20 protein-coding genes are annotated in these 16,662 nt (G+C 38.3%); 6 read left to right on the top strand and 14 right to left on the bottom strand.

Annotated elements, in window-relative coordinates; genetic code table 11:
• Window positions 1-73 precede the first annotated feature (73 nt).
• The 3 genes from AC6CH1_RS17485 to AC6CH1_RS17475 all read right to left on the bottom strand — a co-directional run bounded on the left by AC6CH1_RS17485 (window position 74) and on the right by AC6CH1_RS17475 (window position 2,220).
• On the bottom strand, window positions 74-1,120 hold the full coding sequence (locus tag AC6CH1_RS17485; protein WP_498318646.1) for a DUF4097 family beta strand repeat-containing protein: 1,047 nt from the start codon (window positions 1,118-1,120) through the stop codon (window positions 74-76).
• A 2-nt stretch (window positions 1,121-1,122) separates the two neighbouring features.
• Window positions 1,123-1,437, bottom strand: a complete 315-nt coding sequence (locus AC6CH1_RS17480) for a PadR family transcriptional regulator (protein WP_008405902.1) — start codon at window positions 1,435-1,437, stop codon at window positions 1,123-1,125.
• Between the two features lie 123 nt (window positions 1,438-1,560).
• Window positions 1,561-2,220, bottom strand: coding sequence for a phospholipid phosphatase (locus AC6CH1_RS17475; protein WP_251691164.1), 660 nt, complete (start codon window positions 2,218-2,220; stop codon window positions 1,561-1,563).
• Between the two features lie 123 nt (window positions 2,221-2,343).
• Between AC6CH1_RS17475 and AC6CH1_RS17470 the strand changes: the two genes are divergently transcribed.
• Together AC6CH1_RS17470 and AC6CH1_RS17465 are read left to right on the top strand one after the other, a co-directional pair.
• Window positions 2,344-3,555 (top strand): NAD(P)/FAD-dependent oxidoreductase, encoded by a 1,212-nt coding sequence (locus AC6CH1_RS17470; protein WP_427713924.1) that lies wholly within the window; start codon window positions 2,344-2,346, stop codon window positions 3,553-3,555.
• Window positions 3,556-3,635: 80 nt separating this feature from the next.
• On the top strand, window positions 3,636-4,037 hold the full coding sequence (locus AC6CH1_RS17465) for a PH domain-containing protein (RefSeq protein ID WP_427713927.1): 402 nt from the start codon (window positions 3,636-3,638) through the stop codon (window positions 4,035-4,037).
• A 41-nt stretch (window positions 4,038-4,078) separates the two neighbouring features.
• Here AC6CH1_RS17465 and AC6CH1_RS17460 read toward each other — a convergent pair whose 3' ends face one another.
• The gene (locus AC6CH1_RS17460; protein ID WP_427713930.1) at window positions 4,079-5,782 is read right to left on the bottom strand and encodes a sensor domain-containing protein; all 1,704 of its coding nucleotides are present in this window, start codon (window positions 5,780-5,782) and stop codon (window positions 4,079-4,081) included.
• 391 nt (window positions 5,783-6,173) lie between these two features.
• Between AC6CH1_RS17460 and AC6CH1_RS17455 the strand changes: the two genes are divergently transcribed.
• From AC6CH1_RS17455 to lepB, 3 genes are read left to right on the top strand one after another with little or no spacing between them, the layout of a single operon-like run.
• Window positions 6,174-6,716 (top strand): GNAT family N-acetyltransferase, encoded by a 543-nt coding sequence (locus AC6CH1_RS17455; protein WP_427713933.1) that lies wholly within the window; start codon window positions 6,174-6,176, stop codon window positions 6,714-6,716.
• A gap of 19 nt (window positions 6,717-6,735) precedes the next feature.
• Window positions 6,736-7,908 carry a M20 metallopeptidase family protein gene (locus AC6CH1_RS17450; protein ID WP_498318644.1) on the top strand — a complete coding sequence of 391 codons (1,173 nt, stop codon included), beginning with the start codon at window positions 6,736-6,738 and terminating at the stop codon, window positions 7,906-7,908.
• Between the two features lie 42 nt (window positions 7,909-7,950).
• Window positions 7,951-8,511 (top strand): signal peptidase I, encoded by a 561-nt coding sequence (gene lepB / locus AC6CH1_RS17445; RefSeq protein WP_498318642.1) that lies wholly within the window; start codon window positions 7,951-7,953, stop codon window positions 8,509-8,511.
• Window positions 8,512-8,706: 195 nt separating this feature from the next.
• On the opposite strand, the gene AC6CH1_RS17440 is transcribed toward lepB, so the two are convergent.
• From AC6CH1_RS17440 to AC6CH1_RS17420, 5 genes are all read right to left on the bottom strand, one after another.
• Complete coding sequence (locus AC6CH1_RS17440; RefSeq protein WP_498318640.1) at window positions 8,707-9,144, bottom strand: NUDIX hydrolase; 438 nt, start codon at window positions 9,142-9,144, stop codon at window positions 8,707-8,709.
• A gap of 100 nt (window positions 9,145-9,244) precedes the next feature.
• On the bottom strand, window positions 9,245-9,376 hold the full coding sequence (locus AC6CH1_RS17435) for a DUF3953 domain-containing protein (RefSeq protein WP_498318717.1): 132 nt from the start codon (window positions 9,374-9,376) through the stop codon (window positions 9,245-9,247).
• Window positions 9,377-9,458: 82 nt separating this feature from the next.
• Entirely contained in the window at window positions 9,459-9,998 is a 540-nt protein-coding gene (locus tag AC6CH1_RS17430) for a GNAT family N-acetyltransferase (RefSeq protein ID WP_498318638.1), read from the bottom strand.
• 16 nt (window positions 9,999-10,014) lie between these two features.
• Window positions 10,015-10,464, bottom strand: a complete 450-nt coding sequence (locus AC6CH1_RS17425) for a GNAT family N-acetyltransferase (RefSeq protein WP_251691145.1) — start codon at window positions 10,462-10,464, stop codon at window positions 10,015-10,017.
• 34 nt (window positions 10,465-10,498) lie between these two features.
• Window positions 10,499-10,918: an ABC transporter permease gene (locus tag AC6CH1_RS17420; protein WP_498318637.1), complete on the bottom strand. Its 420-nt coding sequence runs from the start codon at window positions 10,916-10,918 to the stop codon at window positions 10,499-10,501.
• 132 nt (window positions 10,919-11,050) lie between these two features.
• Between AC6CH1_RS17420 and AC6CH1_RS17415 the strand changes: the two genes are divergently transcribed.
• A complete protein-coding gene (locus AC6CH1_RS17415; RefSeq protein WP_498318635.1) occupies window positions 11,051-11,509 on the top strand; it encodes a DUF2975 domain-containing protein in 459 nt (152 codons plus the stop codon).
• A gap of 45 nt (window positions 11,510-11,554) precedes the next feature.
• Here AC6CH1_RS17415 and AC6CH1_RS17410 read toward each other — a convergent pair whose 3' ends face one another.
• From AC6CH1_RS17410 to AC6CH1_RS17390, 5 genes are all read right to left on the bottom strand, one after another.
• Window positions 11,555-12,376, bottom strand: a complete 822-nt coding sequence (locus tag AC6CH1_RS17410; RefSeq protein ID WP_251691139.1) for a methyl-accepting chemotaxis protein — start codon at window positions 12,374-12,376, stop codon at window positions 11,555-11,557.
• A gap of 136 nt (window positions 12,377-12,512) precedes the next feature.
• Window positions 12,513-13,643, bottom strand: coding sequence for an S-layer homology domain-containing protein (locus AC6CH1_RS17405; protein ID WP_498318632.1), 1,131 nt, complete (start codon window positions 13,641-13,643; stop codon window positions 12,513-12,515).
• Between the two features lie 104 nt (window positions 13,644-13,747).
• Complete coding sequence (locus AC6CH1_RS17400; protein ID WP_251691136.1) at window positions 13,748-14,041, bottom strand: DUF5316 domain-containing protein; 294 nt, start codon at window positions 14,039-14,041, stop codon at window positions 13,748-13,750.
• Between the two features lie 75 nt (window positions 14,042-14,116).
• Window positions 14,117-15,298 (bottom strand): M20 metallopeptidase family protein, encoded by a 1,182-nt coding sequence (locus tag AC6CH1_RS17395; protein ID WP_427713953.1) that lies wholly within the window; start codon window positions 15,296-15,298, stop codon window positions 14,117-14,119.
• 130 nt (window positions 15,299-15,428) lie between these two features.
• Window positions 15,429-16,616, bottom strand: a complete 1,188-nt coding sequence (locus AC6CH1_RS17390; RefSeq protein WP_498318630.1) for an amidohydrolase — start codon at window positions 16,614-16,616, stop codon at window positions 15,429-15,431.
• Between the last annotated feature and the right edge of the window lie 46 nt (window positions 16,617-16,662).

Genomic DNA, 16,662 nt, shown 5'->3' with positions numbered 1-16,662 from the left:
TAACGACTCCATTTCAACTATCATTAGTTTTATTATACGGATTATGCCGATGAGTTTCTAACTTTTACATAGATTACTGAGCTAAAAGATCCTCAACTGTTATTTTCCCGTTGCTTGTTTTTAATTGTATGGTGTTTTCTCTTGTACCGTGCGAATAATGCGATTTTTTTTCATTATAAATAGATACGGATCCCCAAGCAGTCCAACTATCAATTTCAATATTTTGAAGCTTTCCTTCTGTACTCAATACTATTTGACCATTATCAGATTCAAAATTTAATGGTGATTGGACAGTTTTTAACTGTGCAACAATCCGGCCATTTCGTGACTGTGCTTTGATTTTCCCTAAAACATTCTTAATTTCGACACGTCCATTATCTGACTCAAACTGAAGCTCTTGACCCGTTACATCCTCTGCGATAATCCGGCCATTATTGGAACTTGCTTTAACATGTTCAATGTTAGTTTCTGTGAGCACCACTCGCCCGTTAGCCGAATGAGCATCAAGAACTTTCCCTTGAATATGGTCTGTTAAAATACGGCCGTTATCTGATTTTAGATAAAATTGCTGTGCGATAGTTTCAGACACCTTAATCCGTCCATTGTCATTATGAATCACAAGCTTTTCATACTGTTTTTTAGGCAGATAAACCACTGTATCTATTGTATTGATCGTCCCTATTATCGTAATAAACCAAAAACGACGGACCTGCTCCTGACGCTTTATAGAGATGAAAAGTGTGTCATCTTTTATTAGCATAGATGCTTCAGTCAACTGGTCCTTATCCTTTGTTTCAATAAGTGCCTCGTTAGCGTCAGTTGGAACAATTACAACATTTACACCGTTTGCTTCGATTTCTACATTTTGATACGGGATTGGTTTATCATTTTTCACAACCGCCACATTTTCCATGAAATCCTCTTCATCATATGAAGCAAGGAGCTCTTCTGACAGTTCTTCAACACTGCCGAATGATTTTATAATTTCTTCAGTCGTTTTTCCTTCTGCACGGCCATTTTCGAAGTATTCTTCAAAGTCTCTGCGGATGTCATCTCTTTCTTGCTGTTGTAATTTTACTAAATGGTTATCAAGTAAATCTAAAAACTGTTGTTCATTCATTTTTATTTGCTCCCTTGAATTAAAGTATTTACACCCGAAATAAAACTTTCCCATTCATTACGTAAGCTCTGTAGTTGTTCAATCCCTAGTTCGGTAATCTGATAATATTTACGCGGCGGGCCTTCTGTTGATTCCATTAAATATGTTGTAAAAAGACCGTCTTTTGTTAACCTGCGTAACAGCGGGTATACCGCTCCTTCTGATATTTCAATTTGTGTAGAAATTGCTTGCACAAGCTCATATCCATACATATCTTTCTTTTCTAATAAAGCGAGGACACATAAATTCAACACACCTTTTTTAAATTGAGGATTCATTATTTCACCTCACTACTATTTAATATACAATAGTGTAACAAACACTACTATCCATTGCAAGGTAGTGAACAAAAAATAATTGTGCTAAGATTTAAGATTTATCCTCAGCACAATTTTTGTTCGTTAAAACCTTCTATAAGGTCTGTCGTTCGAATAATGGATTGCCGTCCACATTAACGTCGCAATTAATACTAACTCGAAGGCATTTGTAATCGCGTCACTGCCAATATCAATCGGAACTGCGCTACCGATCGTCATAACGATTGTACCGACAAGCATCCACCACCATTTTCTTTTCCGGACTAGCATGATTGCAGCGATTAATAAGGCGACAAGGACAATCAAAATCATTGGTGGCGGTCCGGATGCTGCTGCTGTTGTACTGTAGCTAAGTACACCAAATGATTCCTCCGGAGCTAATTCCAGTCCACTCAGTTCCGCAAAATATTCAATAATCATGGCAACAATCCATAAAACGCCAAATGTAAAAGGAACCCATTTCTTATAGGCAAAATGAAGGTTTGCTTCTTTCATTACAAACAATGAAAAAAGTATTAAAGTTGGTGTAAATATTGCATGAAGCCAAAAACGGCCATAGCTCAGGGTTTCAAGAAGGCTCCCCTCTCCGATGAGATGGCCTAACGCTAATATTGCATTATCATAAATCAGGGCAGCAATAACCAAAAACAAAATGGCAGATGCAGTTTTTTTATGTTTTGCCATTCCCCAGACGAAGATGGCAATATAGGCAATCGTGAAAAATCCGAAAATATAAGGATCCATCATATCCCTCCTCTTAGTTTCTATCTTTCCCCTTTACCCCTAAATTAAGTTATTAAAAATTTCAAGATTAGAAACAGAAACGAGCGGGAAATATTCTTTACATAATACAAGGGGGGACTATTTATGGAATTACACAATGGTTTATTGTTTTGGCCAACGACACTTTTAAAAGAACCACACACAAACCCACCAATTAAACCTCATTATGATGCAATTATCGTAGGTGCCGGAATGAGTGGACTACTAACGGCGAAAGCACTAATTGATGAGGGCTTAACGGTAGCCGTTTTAGAACGAAACAAGCTCGGCTCCGGCAGTACTTCTGCCAATACAGGACTACTCCAATATTCAAATGATATTCAATTACATGAACTAAGTGATTTAATCGGAGAAGAGGATGCTGTACGTTTTTATAAACTTTGCTTTGAAGCAGTTGACCAGCTCGAAAAAATTGCGCAACCTTTAAAAGATCAGGCTGATTTCATTCGACGTCCAAGTATCTGTTTTGCCAGTGAAAAAAAAGATGTGTCAAAGCTTGAAAAGGAATGTGAAATATTAGTAAAGCACGGATTCCCTGCTGAACTTTGGAATGAACTTGTCGTAGAAAAGCGCTTGCCCTTTAAAGCACCTGCAGCTTTGTACACACATAATGATGCGGAAATGAACCCTTATAAATTCGTTGTTTCATTAACTGAGCAGCTTATCGCTAAAGGGCTGGATTTATTTGAAAATACGTATGCCAATATTATTGAGGATGAGGGAAATGAGATTATTTTGCATACAATGAACGGAATCTTTAAAACATCCCGTATTGTATACACAACCGGTTACGATCGTCTTCCTTATGGAAAAATGAAGGGTGCTGACATTAACCGCTCTTATGCGATTGTAACAGAGCAAAAACCCGGCTTTGAGGGCTGGTATGAAAATGCACTCATTTGGGAAACTGCTCGCCCGTATTTATATATGCGAAAAACAGTGGATCACCGCATTATAATTGGGGGATTAGACGAAAAGAGAGCCGAGCCTGCCAAACATGAAACAACAGTGGACGCAATGGCAAACGTGCTGCTTGATAAACTTCATGAATTATTGCCTGACGAGAACTTCCATGCACCCTACAAATACTGTGCTTCCTTCGGTGAATCATTAGACCATCTCCCCTTTATCGGACAGCATCCAGAACAGCCGAAGCATTATTACCTGCTCGGATTTGGAGGTAACGGCACGGTTTATAGTATGCTTGGCTCTCAAATTATTGCCGATTTAGTCATGAACCGCCCTAATGACGATGCACGTCTTGTGACATTGGACAGAAAATATGGAATTAAATAACCAAAAACTCCTATTGCTAGAATTGCATTTTTAAATTTTGCCTCTTTGTTATAAGCTATAAGTAGAAGGGAGGCTTTTTCATGGTTTTTAAATCGAAGGTGGATATTTGGATGGCTATTATATTTATTCTTGTGCCAATCTCAATGATATACGGGGTCATTACCGAGCCAAGTGCTGTTTTACTGCTCGTAACAGCATTCGTTATTGTCTTATTATGCATACTGTTTTTTGGTACAAAATACGTCATCGAAAAGGACGAACTCATCGTATACGCCGGTATTTATAAAAAGCGAATTCCTATTCAACAAATACGCAGCTTACGTCCATCGAAAAATCCTCTATCAGCTCCGGCTATGTCAATCGACCGTATTGAAATAACCTTTGATCCGCATATTCAAGTCATTCTTGTATCTCCAAAGGAAAGGGAGCTGTTTGTAAATAAGCTTCTTGAAATCAATCCAAGTATTACAGTCAAATCATAAAAAAATCCACGCAAATTGAATGATCAATCTGCGTGGATTTTTTACACGAGTATCCCCTTTTCACTTAAACGTTGCGAAAAATCATCAATCGTTAATGGACGGCTATAATAGTAACCCTGTACAAATTCACAATCAAACTCCCGTAAAAGGTGCAAGTCTTCATGTTCTTCGACACCTTCCGCAACTACTTTTAAATTAAGTGCACGTGCCAAGGAAATCATCGCTGAAACCATGGCAATATCTGCGTTGTTTTTATACATTTCGTGGATGAACGTACGATCTATTTTCAATAAATCTACCGGGAATTTCTTCAAATAGCTTAATGAAGAATATCCTGTCCCAAAGTCATCAATAGCTAACGTAATATCCATTTCACTTAAATGTTTGATTGTATTGAGCAAATCTGAATTTTGATCTAAAAAACTCATTTCTGTTATTTCGATTTCCAGTGCACTAGGTGAAATCTCATGCTCCTGTAAAATTTGATTTAAACGCTCGATAAAATTATCCGCTTTCAAATGGCTTGGCGAAATATTAACAGCTACTCGAAGATTCAAATTATATTGCTTATTCCATTCTGTTACTTGGCGACCGGCTTTAGCGATAACCCACTCACTAATGTCACTGATCAGTCCAAAATCTTCTGCAAATGGGATGAACTGATCCGGTGGTACAAAACCAAGTTCATCGTCAAACCACCGAATGAGTGCTTCCATACCTTCAATATTATTTGTTTGTAGATTCACTTTCGGTTGGTAATACAGTTCAAATGCCTGATTTTTAATGGCATCATGTAACTTTGTTTCCAATGTCAGTAGTTGGTTATGTGAAAAGCGCTGTTGTTTTTTATAAATGACAAACCCTTTATTATTGCTTTTTTTCGCCTCATACATCGCAATATCTGCATATTTTAATATGTCTTGTGCTGAGTGACCATGCTCCGGGTAATTTACAGCTCCGATACTGATCGATGCATAAAATGCATAGTTATTTAAATTGAATTGGTGTTTAAATAGCGCTTGTATATCTTCTGCAGCATTTTCAAGTAGTGTCGCATCTCTTAATATACAGATAAATTCATCTCCACTTAATCGATAAAAAGTCATAAGCGGGCTATTCAATGTTTTTGTTCGCTCCGCAATTTCTACTAAAAACAGATCTCCAACTCGATGCCCTAAGCCATCATTAATGTTTTTAAATCGGTTCACATCAAATAACATAAGTGAAAATGGCTGTTGCTCAACTTCGATCAACGTTTTTAAATCATTAAGCAACATCCGGCGATTTGGCAGTCCTGTCAAGTCATCATGGTGTGCAATATGTATCATTTCCCCAATTTTCTTTTGTGCGGTAATATCTGTACGAATCGAAATATACTGATAGGGTTTTCCTTTTTCGTTCAAAAAAGGCACAATCGTCGTCTGTACCCAATATGTTGAACCATCCTTTGCGCGGTTGCATACTTCCCCATGCCACGTTTTACCCGAACCTATCGTACGCCACATTTCCTTAAAAAAAGATTTTGGGTGATAGCCTGAATTTAAAAGTCGGTGATCTTTACCAATGAGTTCACAACGTTCATATTTGGAGATTTTACAAAATCGGTCATTTACCATCGTGATAATGCCTCGTTGATCTGTAACAGCCAAAATGGACGACTCGTCTAATGCAACTTTAATATTTTGTAATTCTTCTACCGTCAGTTGCATTGAACTTAGTACATTTGTATCTTCTGTTTTCACCATATATCCACCAACTTCTATTTAGTGATTCTTTTCTAATGTATTTTCTAAAAATTTGAACTCTTTAATCCATAATTATAGTTCTTAATTAACGATTTTGGTAGTTCTTTTAGATAATTTCGACTATTTTTTATAATTTTTTACTTTTTCTCTCTCTTTTTTAAGTGTTTTTCAATTTCTATCTGAATTTTACTAGAAATTTTTTATCAAGGTTCTCTATTAAATGTTCAACATCCCCCTCCTTTTACCGGAATATTCTGATAAGATTATAGTAATTTCCATTGAAAGGATTGATAAAAATGAAAACATTTATGAAAGTGATTGAAAAGTAATCTTTCTACTCTTTTCAATCGAATATAAACATAATATAAAACTATTTGAAAAGAGGAAAACGATGTATACAGATCAGGAACTAATCATCCGACCAATAATTGAGGAAGATATGGAGCGTTTATGGGAACTAATTTATAAAGATGAGCAGCCCGAATGGAAAAAATGGGATGCGCCGTATTATCCGCATAGAGCGATTCCTTATGAACAATTTATCCAGACAAGGCAGGATTGGATTGGTGACAACAGCTTTTGGGTTATTGAAGTATCCGGTGTCGTTCGAGGAATTATCTCCTACTACTGGGAACACGAACCTTCAAAGTGGATTGAAATGGGCATAGTTCTACATGAAGGGCAATCGTGGGGAAAAGGGATTGGAACACGGGCATTAAAATTATGGATTGCGCATTTATTTCATACAATGCCATTAGTGCGTGTTGGTTTAACGACATGGTCAGGCAATGAACGCATGATTCGTGTTGGCGAAAAACTGGGGATGCAGCTAGAAGCAAGAATCCGTAAAGTCCGCTATTACGAAGGGCACTATTATGACTCGATTCGCATGGGGTTACTCAGAGAAGAATGGGAAGCATTGAATAAAGAATAATTTTTCAGGGGTGGAGAAGATGAGCGTAAAAGAGAAACTGCAAGCAAACTATGAGGATATGGTCGAAATCCGAAGACATCTGCATATGTATCCGGAGCTTTCATTTAAAGAAGTTAATACACCAAAACTCGTTGCCGAAAAGCTTCGTTCTTATGGGATTGAAGTGAAAGAAAATGTTGGCGGTAATGGAGTTGTAGGCTATTTAGAGGGTGCTTTTGATGGACCGACAATTGCGTTTCGCGCAGATTTTGACGCACTCCCGATTCAAGATGAAAAAGAAGTACCTTACAAATCAAAAGTCGATGGAGTAAGCCATGCTTGTGGTCATGATATCCATACAGCCGCACTGCTCGGTTTGGCAAAGTCACTTGCTGATAACCGGGACGCACTTCATGGCAATGTCGTATTCATCCATCAATTTGCGGAAGAAGTCGTACCAGGTGGTGCAAAGGCTATGGTAGAGGCAGGTTGCCTAAATGGTGTCGACTATGTATACGGTTCTCATGTCTCATCCTGGAGCGAATTAGACACTGTGCTGTTTTGTGAAGGCTACGCAATGGCAGCTGCCGACTTTTTTGAACTCACTATTCAAGGTAAGGGCGGGCATGGCGCATCTCCTCACGAAACAATCGACCCTATCGTTGCAGCAGCACAGTTTGTATTTGGTGTGCAGCCAATCGTCAGCAGAAATACTGACCCGATTGAATCTGCTGTTATTACAATCGGAAAAATTGAAAGTGGCACAGTTGGCAATGTCATTCCTGATAAAGCCCATTTAACAGGGACTGTTCGTACATTCAATCCGGCGATTCGCGATATGGTAGAGCAAAAGTTAAACAACTTATGCAAAGCGATTGAAATTCAGTACGGTGCTACGCTTGAATTTAACTATACTCGCGGCTATGACGCCGTATATAATCACCCGACTGAAACAGCTATGCTTCGCGAAGCTGTCTCAATAAATTTGCCAGACTTGCAAGTATTGAATGCCCCACCTCGCATGGGAGCAGAAGATTTCACCTATTATTTACAGGAAAAGCCCGGCACGTTTTTCTTCACAGGCGGCGGCAATCCGGAGATCAATGCAGTCTACCCGCATCACCACCCACGATTCGATGTGGATGAACAGTCAATGTTGAATATTGCCAATGTGTTTGTGGAGGCATTAAAGCTTCATGGGGTTATAAAATAATTTAGACTTGAACTGCCAGATTCTCTATGGAGGTAATAAAAAATGAAAAAAGAAAAGAACGAGCTTTTTGAATGGATTAAAGTTATTGCCATAACCGCCTTGTTTGTTGTAGCTATTCGTATGTTTATTTTCACTCCGATTGACGTGAAAGGTGCTTCCATGATGCCGACATATGAAGACGGAGACCGAATTATCGTCAATAAAATCGGGAAATCGCTTCATGATTTCAATCGGTTCGATGTCATTGTATTCGATGGCTTAGAAAGCGAATATTTTATTAAACGGATTATCGGACTTCCAGGTGATCATATCGAATATAAAGACGATGTACTTTATATAAATGGTCAGGAAGTCGACGAGCCCTATTTGGATGAATATAAATCTGCTCTTAACGATCCTGGTGACTTGACTCCTGATTTCACGCTGGAAGATTTAGTTGGGGTATCTGAAATTCCGAATGACTATTATTTTGTTATGGGTGATAACCGCCGTAAAAGTAGTGACAGCCGAGATCCACGCATCGGTCTTGTCTCAAAGGAACATATTCTTGGCTCTACATCTATCCGTTTTTACCCGCTCGACTCATTGGGTTTAGTAAAATAAAACAGCTATGCCGCGATTGCTTTAAGTAACAGTCGCGGCTTTTTTAATCAGACCGAATAACGGCAACGACAAAAAGGGAGTGCAAAAGCTATTTCACTTTTACACTCCCTTCTCCTATAATTCAAGCTTGTACAGCTGATTACTCCTTATCTTCACGTTTACCACGTCCTTTGCGATTCATACCGTTTCACCGATTTAAAAATCAATAAAAAACGGGTGCTTCGTTGTGTCCAAACAATATTCTATTCTTTGTCGAAAGTTTCCGAATGTCACCATTTCCAGGGCCTCTTCAATTGGGAAATACCCGACTTCCAGACTTTCCGGTGAAGTTGTCGGTGTCCCCCCAATTGGTTTCGCTAGGAAAAGCGTATTGCATATAGATTTCTCTAAATTTTGAAAAATACCGCAGAATTTGAGTATTTCCACATCTATTCCCGATTCTTCTTTTGTTTCCCTAATCGCTGCAGCTGTCAAAGATTCGCCTTCTTCCACTTGACCGCCCGGCATTTCCCATCCTCGTTTAGGTCCTTTAATAAGCAGAATCTCATTTTTACTGTTCAGTATAATCGTAGCTGCAGACACAATATGTTTAGGGGTTGTATTTATTACTTGCTGAATTTGTTCCAATCTCATCAGTCCTTTTAAAAGTATCTATATCGCTTATTTTAAAAGTTTCTATAGAGGAAATTTAAAACCCTGCCATTAAGAGCATCTTTCTTAAATCCTGCATTTCCTAATTAACAAACAACGATACAAACGCAACGCCAAATAAAATTACTGACACAACCCAAAAGAGAATTCCTGATTGTTTATTTTGAGTCCGTCTGTACTCTCTATATCCTATTATTCCATACATCGCACTCATAAAGACAAACATAAGCGGCTGCAGGTGGAAGCGTTCTGTAACCAAACTATAAATACCAATCAATGCATGATATGTAATTAAGTTATTCCTTAAAATATTCTTCCGCTAAAATAGCTAAGTAATCCATATCTTCATATATATCATCTTTTAAAAATTCCTGTCTGTGGCGTCCTTCCCAAACCATACCGGACTTCTCCATTACCTTTCTTGAAGCGATATTTCTAACCATGCATCGGCTGTAAATTCTATTTAATTGATGTTCCTGAAATCCGTAATCAATTATTTTTTTGCATGCTTCTGTTGCATAGCCATTACCCCACTCCGAGACATCAATAAAATAGCCCACCTCTGCATTACGGTGATTTTTTGAAATCGTAACGAGCCCGCAATTCCCGATATAGTGGCCATTTTCTTTTAAAAACACAGCAAACTCATAGGCTGTCCCTTGCTCAAAGCTTTTTTGCAAATAGGAAATCCACTGACCGACAACTTCGCGTGGATAAGGATGCGGAATCATGACCATTGTGTCCGCAATCTCCCTATGCTTTACTACTTCAAAAATAGCATCCGAAAATTCAACTTCATATGGCCTTAATATAAGTCTTTCCGTTTCTAAAATCATTTCCTCATCCCCTAAACTATTTAATGAAATATTCCATGTAAATATCATTTTCCTTAAAACCGATTTTTTTGTATAACGGCTTGCCCATCGGTGAAGAAATCAAAAATATGTGATGTACATTTCTTTCTTGAGCTTCTGCCAGTAACCGCTCAACCAACTGTTTCGCAAGCCCCCGACCTCTGCTTTCCGGTGTTGTATACATATTCAAAATATACCCGCGAATGCCTGTGGGATTGGAATAACTAGGGGGAAAGGAAATAAACTGAATGCCCCCTGTAGCAATCGCACCTTTCTCTTCCTCAATAATCCATTGAACAATTTGGTCAGAGTTCAATTGCTTCTCAAAAAAGCTCCTTAATTGTTCATCGATATTGGAAGATACGGTTTGCCCTTCCTCCACTAATAATCGCTTACGTAAATCTATTAATAATTCCATATCATCTTTAGTAGCCAATCGGTATTCCATTCATATCCACCTTTCTGATTTTTTTGATGCTCTTTTATTTCCTATCCATAATGACGAGCTTTTTCGTCTTGAACTTTTCTGAAACAGCATAAATAAGTGTAATTATAAGTGCTGTAATACTTGGATAACCTATCATCACAACAATATTTGTATGTTCAACTAAACTGAATTCTCCCCACTCAAGCCATAGACGCCAGCCCATTCCAAGAGCACTGAATAGTAGCGAAATGAAAAAAACCATTTGCGTTTTGCGAACAAAAATCCCGACAAAGACATTCGCAACAACAATATAGATAAGGAAAACTATAAATGTAGAAACTAAATCAAACCCCATTAAATTTGGAATAACCTTAGTAAAAGATATTCCCGTAAAAAACAGGATCGTCATGAGATTAAAAATTAAGAAATGTTTTCTATACTTTTCTATTTTTTTATAATCCTCCGTACCGAACATTCCATTCACCTCTTTTACTTATTGTAACAATTAATGGAATATATAGGAGTAGCAAATCATTATTTGCACTCGGAAACTTTCCGAATTTTCTAACGTCTGTTTTTCATATATCTGAATGGAAGGGGGATTAATATGCAGAAATTAAATTCAATCTTTTTAAGAACGTTTATTATTTCAACTGGTGTACTTGTATTATCATTATGTGTATTTATTTTACCGGGTGTGGCTCAGGAAACTGCGCATTTAAATCCGGAAGTCGCCTACCTGCAATATCCGATTTTGTTAGGTATGTATGCGACCGCAATTCCATTTTTCTATGCGCTATATGAAACATTGAAGATGATTACACTTATTGAGCGGGAATCAGTTTTTTCCAGTCTTCTTGAACAAGGATTAAACTATATAAAATATTGCGCCTATATCATTCTTGTTTTATATATTTCGGGCTTCTTCCTGCTCGATTATACAAATGCACTGCCTCCGTTAGTGGCGTTGATCGGTATTGTTATCATTTTAATTACGATTCTTGTTGCTACAGGTGCCGCATTTTTAAAATATGTACTTATAAAAAGTCGATTGAATGTGAATTAAAAACAACCACTCCGATAATCTTTCGGAGTGGTTGTTCGAGTTCTATTATTTTATTTCACTAATTTCCAATAGCTTTTCTGCCGTGCCGTTCACACTTCCATATGCATCATTCAGTTCATGCATACTTGTAGCAAACTGTTCTGTAAACGCTGCGATTTGGCTTGTTGTTCCACTTACATCTTCAATGGAAACGCGAATATTATTAAGCTGCGCAGCAATTTTTTCTGCGCTTTCTTTGCTGTTCTGCGCCATTTTTTGAATTTCCTTCGCTACAACTGCAAAGCCTCTTCCATGCTCGCCAGAACGTGCAGCTTCAATCGATGCATTTAATCCTAAAATTTGTGATTTCGATGCAATTCCTTTTACAAGCTCGACCATGTGATTGATTTCCCCGATATCTGCGGTCATCGTTTCTGTAGATGTGACAAGCCCGTCCAAACGGCTCGATACGTCCATGCTCGCTGAGGTTAACTCTTCATTCGTAGCCGTCATTTCTTCTACCGCACTCGATAACTCTGTTGCTAATTGGCGCATGGAATCCATTTTTCCATTTGAAATAATGGCACTCACGACCCCAATTATTTCTCCGCCATCAAAAATAGGCTGTGCTGTTGAAATATAAGCAAACCCGAATTTTTCGGGACCCTTCTCTTCTCTTAAAAAACGTTTGGATGTCAATGCCCGCTCTGTTACGGTACCTCGGAAATTCTCCAATTTCATCCCTACAGTAATTTTCAGATCAATGAACTGACCCGGCTGATATCCGACAACCTCTTCTTTATTCGCTACAACGATACAAGCATCTTCCGGAAAAGTTGCCTGATATAACTCCATCGTATCTACCACTGCTTGTAATTTTGTATGCATGCCCATCTCCCCTTTGAATGTATTATATAATAGATAATAATACCTTAATATCGTAATCTTTCGAAATGTTCATGAATAAACTCTGCTATATGTTCTCATAAAAAAATCCCCTTCTCTATAAAAGAAGGGGGAATTACTATTGTTCTTCCATCGCTGCAGCTGCAGTCAGCATATTATCATAATCTTCTTCATCATAGACCAGATTATAGATTTTCCACAGACCGTCTTCTGTTTTCTTTAAGTAAGCCGTACCGGATAAATCTAATGTCATCTCAAGATTAAAATTGATTTCCGGGTCAGTCATCTTAATATGAACTTTTAAATCATCAATTTTTACTGCGGCAAAACGTTTATTCAGTGTAATCAACTTACTTGAATACTCGCCGATTTTTTGGGATGAACTCGAACCAGTTGAAAAATCTGCATCTTCCAATAGCAATTGGCTATCAAGTGAATAAGCTAAATAGTAGCCTGTTGTTGTTTCACGATAGAGCGCATCCATACCTTCTGCGTTTTCCTTGTCTGAAGAAAACTCAAATTCTTTATCAATATAGCGATTCACTGTCGCAATGATTGAAGCTTCATCTTCTGCTTCACCACTCTCTAAATGCAGCGCACGGTCAATCATCAATACTGCGTGAGAACGCTTTGCATAATCATTCGGTTTAAATGTTTCTCCGTAGCCATTTACAATACCGGCACCTGCTGTTTTCACAATCGCCTCATAAGAATAGCTATTTGGATTTACATCGTTAAACATTTTTCCTGTTTTTGAAAAATCAACTGTTCCATTAAATGCACGATAAACCATCGCTGCCATTTGAGCACGTGTAATTTTATCGTTCGGTTTAAATGTACCATCTTCTTTTCCGGTAATAATGCCTTTACTGCTCGCAATTTGAACAAAATCATAATACCATGCAGATGTCTTAACATCAGAGAATTCTTTCTGAATATCGCCGTTTGTCAAGTTCATTGCGTTCACTAAAATCTTCGTAAACTGTGCACGCGTAATACTATTTTCAGGCTTTAAGAGTATTGAAGTATATTCGTATACTTCACCATCTTCTTCATAAACTGTCGGTTCTTCGTATCCGTCGATAATATCTGCATATAAGAAACGTTCCAACTGCTCATATGCACCATGTTCATAACTTACATCATCCATGTAATACTGATCGGTCGTTTTTTCTGCTGCCGACGCTGGCGTTACAGTTATAAAACAAGCTGTAAAAACTAATAAAATTGCTAATTGAAGTACCTTCAATCTAGTTAACCCCACTTCTCCAAATTCTATAATACCTTAACATATTACTTAAACAGAGTTTATATGAATACAAGTATATTTTGGTAATATATTCGAGAAATAAATTAGTAGCCTAAATAGTAGTAAAAGAAGAATGCGACAGCAAAGTTAGGAACTGCCATCGTCAGGGAACGCCATGCAATCTTATTTCTTTGAATCCAGCTTTCTTTCGTTTCCATTGCCATGTTTGCCCGCATCCGGTCACCATTGACAAACGCACCGGAAAAAATGCATGCCACAATAAGAAAGACAAAACCAATCCCGCTCGTAATATTGGAAATCATATGAACATCCCAAATAATAATACAAAGCAAAATTCCTATTAAAGACACCCCTGTACCGATTAGAAAAAATTTCATATTATTCCCCCTTTCCCTATATACCGCATTCTTTTGGAAATGGTTTCAAAATAAATTGATATTATGGGAATTTTGTCAGGCATCGTCTGGAATTAAGTAATAATGTACAATACTTAAAAATCCTTTCGCCGAGTTTTTCATTGCATGTTCATCGATATTAAATTTTGGGTGGTGATGAGGAAATTGTGTAGTGGGGGCATCTGTAGCTGAACCAGTATAAAAATATACTCCGGGAACTTGTTGCAAATAATACGCAAAATCTTCACTTGCCATAATGGGGGGCATCTCGACGACATTTAAATGGTTAATATTATCAAGCAAATCTCTTACAACTTTTGTTTCTTTCTCGGTATTGACTAATTGCGGATATCCTCTTGTATATTCCAGCTCATAAGTAGCACCATAAGTTACTGTGACATTATTAAGAATATGTGTTAAAAGTGTTTGGACTTTTTCCTGTTGTTCCTGGTTAAATGTACGAACTGTCCCCTCAATTGCAGCTTCTTCGGGAATCACATTTATTGTACCCCCGGAGTTGAACACAGTAATTGCTGCCACTACCGGTTGTACCGGATCAAGTTTTTGACTCATTAACAAATGGATTTGAGTTATAATTTGTGCGCCAATCACAATTGGATTGACGGAAGTGTGAGGAGCGGAAGAATGTCCGCCTTTACCGATTATTCTAATTTTTACATAGTCACTGGAAGCGGTAGCACTCCCTTTTGGTACCGTAAAGTTTCCTAATGGGACGGAAGATAGGACATGATTTCCAAAGATTGCATCTACCCCTTCGAGCACACCCTCTTTTAACATTTGAATCGCTCCCCCCGGAAATTGCTCTTCCGCTGGTTGAAAAATAAATTTAATCGTCCCATGGAGTTGGTCTTCATATTTACTTAGTATTTTTGCTACCCCAAGCAATGTTGCTGTATGTGCGTCGTGACCGCATGCATGCATAACATTCGGGACCTGGGATTTATAGGGCACTTCATTTTTCTGTTGAATGGGTAACGCATCCATGTCAGCTCTTAATGCAATCGTCGGCCCTGTTTTCCCCCCTTTTAAAATTCCGACAACGCCATGCCCGCCAATATTCCGTTGCACTTTAATTCCATAACCTGCTAAAATATCCCCTACCATTCTGGCCGTTTGTACCTCTTGAAATGGCAGTTCAGGGTTCTCATGCAAATGCCTTCTCCAAGCAACCATTTGATCGTACACTTCCTCCACTTCCGCATGCCACTCGTTAAGCACTTGAACACATCCTTTTCACTCGTTCTTATGCATCAAATTAGTATATACATTTGTTACATGAGATGTTCGGTAAGACAGATTTATCCAAAGAAAAAGAGCTTCGGCATGAATCCGAAACTCCTTTTTACTATTAATTTTCTTCATAATAGCCGCATACGACATGTCCGACCGCTTTAGCCGCGACCAGAAGCGCAACTTCGTCAATATCGAATTTTGGATGATGATTGTAATAAGGTTTTTCTACTCCTTTTGGCGAACAACCAATATAGAAGAAGCAAGACGGGAACTTCTCTGCATAATAGGCAAAGTCTTCAGATGGCGACATTGGCGGCACTTCCTTCACCTCTGTAATAATCGGATCATTCGCCCCTACTAAATATCCTGCTACTTTCGCTGTTAATTCAGGGTCATTGTATAATGGCGGATAGTCGTTTTCATACGTCAACTCACAAGTGACACCGAATTCTTCTTCCAAACCTCTTACTAATCTTTTTACTTCCACTTCAATTTTTTCCTTCGTTTCTATCGTCATATAGCGAATATCGCCTTCAAGTTCTACACTATCTTTAATCACATTAAATGTCCCTTTACCGTCGAAGGAACCAATTGTAATAACACCGATATCAAAGGGGCTTAAACGGCGGCTAATAATTGTTTGCACAGCAGTGACAAAGTGTGCACCGGCAACAATCGCATCGTTTGCCAAATGTGGTGAGGAGCCATGTCCGCCGCGTCCTTGAATTTTCAGTTTTAAGTAGGCACGCCCGTTGAAGGCAAAACCTGAATTATAACCGACAAATCCTGCAGGTCCCATTGGCAGCAAGTGAATCCCGAAAACATTATCTAAATCATCGAGCAGCCCTGACTCTACGATACTTTTCGCTCCGCCTGGCGGAACTTCTTCTGCATGCTGGTGAATAATTTTAATTGTCCCTGGTATCTCATCTTTCAATTCGATCAAACAATCCGCCAATACAAGTAAATATGCGGTATGTCCGTCATGGCCGCATGCGTGCATTACTCCTTCATTAACAGATTTGAATGGAACATCTGCTTCTTCGGTAATCGGCAATGCATCGAAGTCTGCGCGAAGCCCGATATTTTTGCCTGGCTTGCCGCCTTTAATCGTTACAATAATTCCGTAGCCATTTCCGACATTTGAATGAATTTCTACATCTTTTCCTTTATAAAAGTCGAGAATGTACTGTGCAGTTTTTTCTTCTTGAAACGATATTTCAGGATGCTGGTGTAAATGTCTCCGGATTTGAATCATTTCATCTTTACGAAGTTCCAGCATCTCCATTAGTTTTTGTTTCATGGTTACCACTCCTGAACTTAAATTTTGAAGAAAATAATGTAAACGC

The sequence above is a fragment of the Solibacillus sp. GQ1 genome (assembly GCF_059758555.1).
The sequence above is the reverse complement of the archived record's forward strand: the minus strand, read 5'-3'. Positions and strand labels throughout refer to the sequence as shown.

What these genes read in the sequence shown, in the direction of transcription:
- lepB (WP_498318642.1), top strand. Translation starts at nt 7,951, where the DNA reads ATGAAAAAAGAAAAGAACGAGCTTTTTGAATGGATTAAAGTTATTGCC.
- AC6CH1_RS17410 (WP_251691139.1), bottom strand. Translation starts at nt 12,376, where the DNA reads ATGCATACAAAATTACAAGCAGTGGTAGATACGATGGAGTTATATCAG.
- AC6CH1_RS17400 (WP_251691136.1), bottom strand. Translation starts at nt 14,041, where the DNA reads ATGAAATTTTTTCTAATCGGTACAGGGGTGTCTTTAATAGGAATTTTG.
- AC6CH1_RS17415 (WP_498318635.1), top strand. Translation starts at nt 11,051, where the DNA reads ATGCAGAAATTAAATTCAATCTTTTTAAGAACGTTTATTATTTCAACT.
- AC6CH1_RS17470 (WP_427713924.1), top strand. Translation starts at nt 2,344, where the DNA reads ATGGAATTACACAATGGTTTATTGTTTTGGCCAACGACACTTTTAAAA.
- AC6CH1_RS17435 (WP_498318717.1), bottom strand. Translation starts at nt 9,376, where the DNA reads ATGAGTGCGATGTATGGAATAATAGGATATAGAGAGTACAGACGGACT.
- AC6CH1_RS17475 (WP_251691164.1), bottom strand. Translation starts at nt 2,220, where the DNA reads ATGGATCCTTATATTTTCGGATTTTTCACGATTGCCTATATTGCCATC.
- AC6CH1_RS17485 (WP_498318646.1), bottom strand. Translation starts at nt 1,120, where the DNA reads ATGAATGAACAACAGTTTTTAGATTTACTTGATAACCATTTAGTAAAA.
- AC6CH1_RS17455 (WP_427713933.1), top strand. Translation starts at nt 6,174, where the DNA reads ATGTATACAGATCAGGAACTAATCATCCGACCAATAATTGAGGAAGAT.
- AC6CH1_RS17465 (WP_427713927.1), top strand. Translation starts at nt 3,636, where the DNA reads ATGGTTTTTAAATCGAAGGTGGATATTTGGATGGCTATTATATTTATT.
- AC6CH1_RS17420 (WP_498318637.1), bottom strand. Translation starts at nt 10,918, where the DNA reads ATGTTCGGTACGGAGGATTATAAAAAAATAGAAAAGTATAGAAAACAT.
- AC6CH1_RS17390 (WP_498318630.1), bottom strand. Translation starts at nt 16,616, where the DNA reads ATGAAACAAAAACTAATGGAGATGCTGGAACTTCGTAAAGATGAAATG.
- AC6CH1_RS17430 (WP_498318638.1), bottom strand. Translation starts at nt 9,998, where the DNA reads ATGATTTTAGAAACGGAAAGACTTATATTAAGGCCATATGAAGTTGAA.
- AC6CH1_RS17425 (WP_251691145.1), bottom strand. Translation starts at nt 10,464, where the DNA reads ATGGAATACCGATTGGCTACTAAAGATGATATGGAATTATTAATAGAT.
- AC6CH1_RS17450 (WP_498318644.1), top strand. Translation starts at nt 6,736, where the DNA reads ATGAGCGTAAAAGAGAAACTGCAAGCAAACTATGAGGATATGGTCGAA.
- AC6CH1_RS17480 (WP_008405902.1), bottom strand. Translation starts at nt 1,437, where the DNA reads ATGAATCCTCAATTTAAAAAAGGTGTGTTGAATTTATGTGTCCTCGCT.
- AC6CH1_RS17460 (WP_427713930.1), bottom strand. Translation starts at nt 5,782, where the DNA reads ATGGTGAAAACAGAAGATACAAATGTACTAAGTTCAATGCAACTGACG.
- AC6CH1_RS17440 (WP_498318640.1), bottom strand. Translation starts at nt 9,144, where the DNA reads ATGAGATTGGAACAAATTCAGCAAGTAATAAATACAACCCCTAAACAT.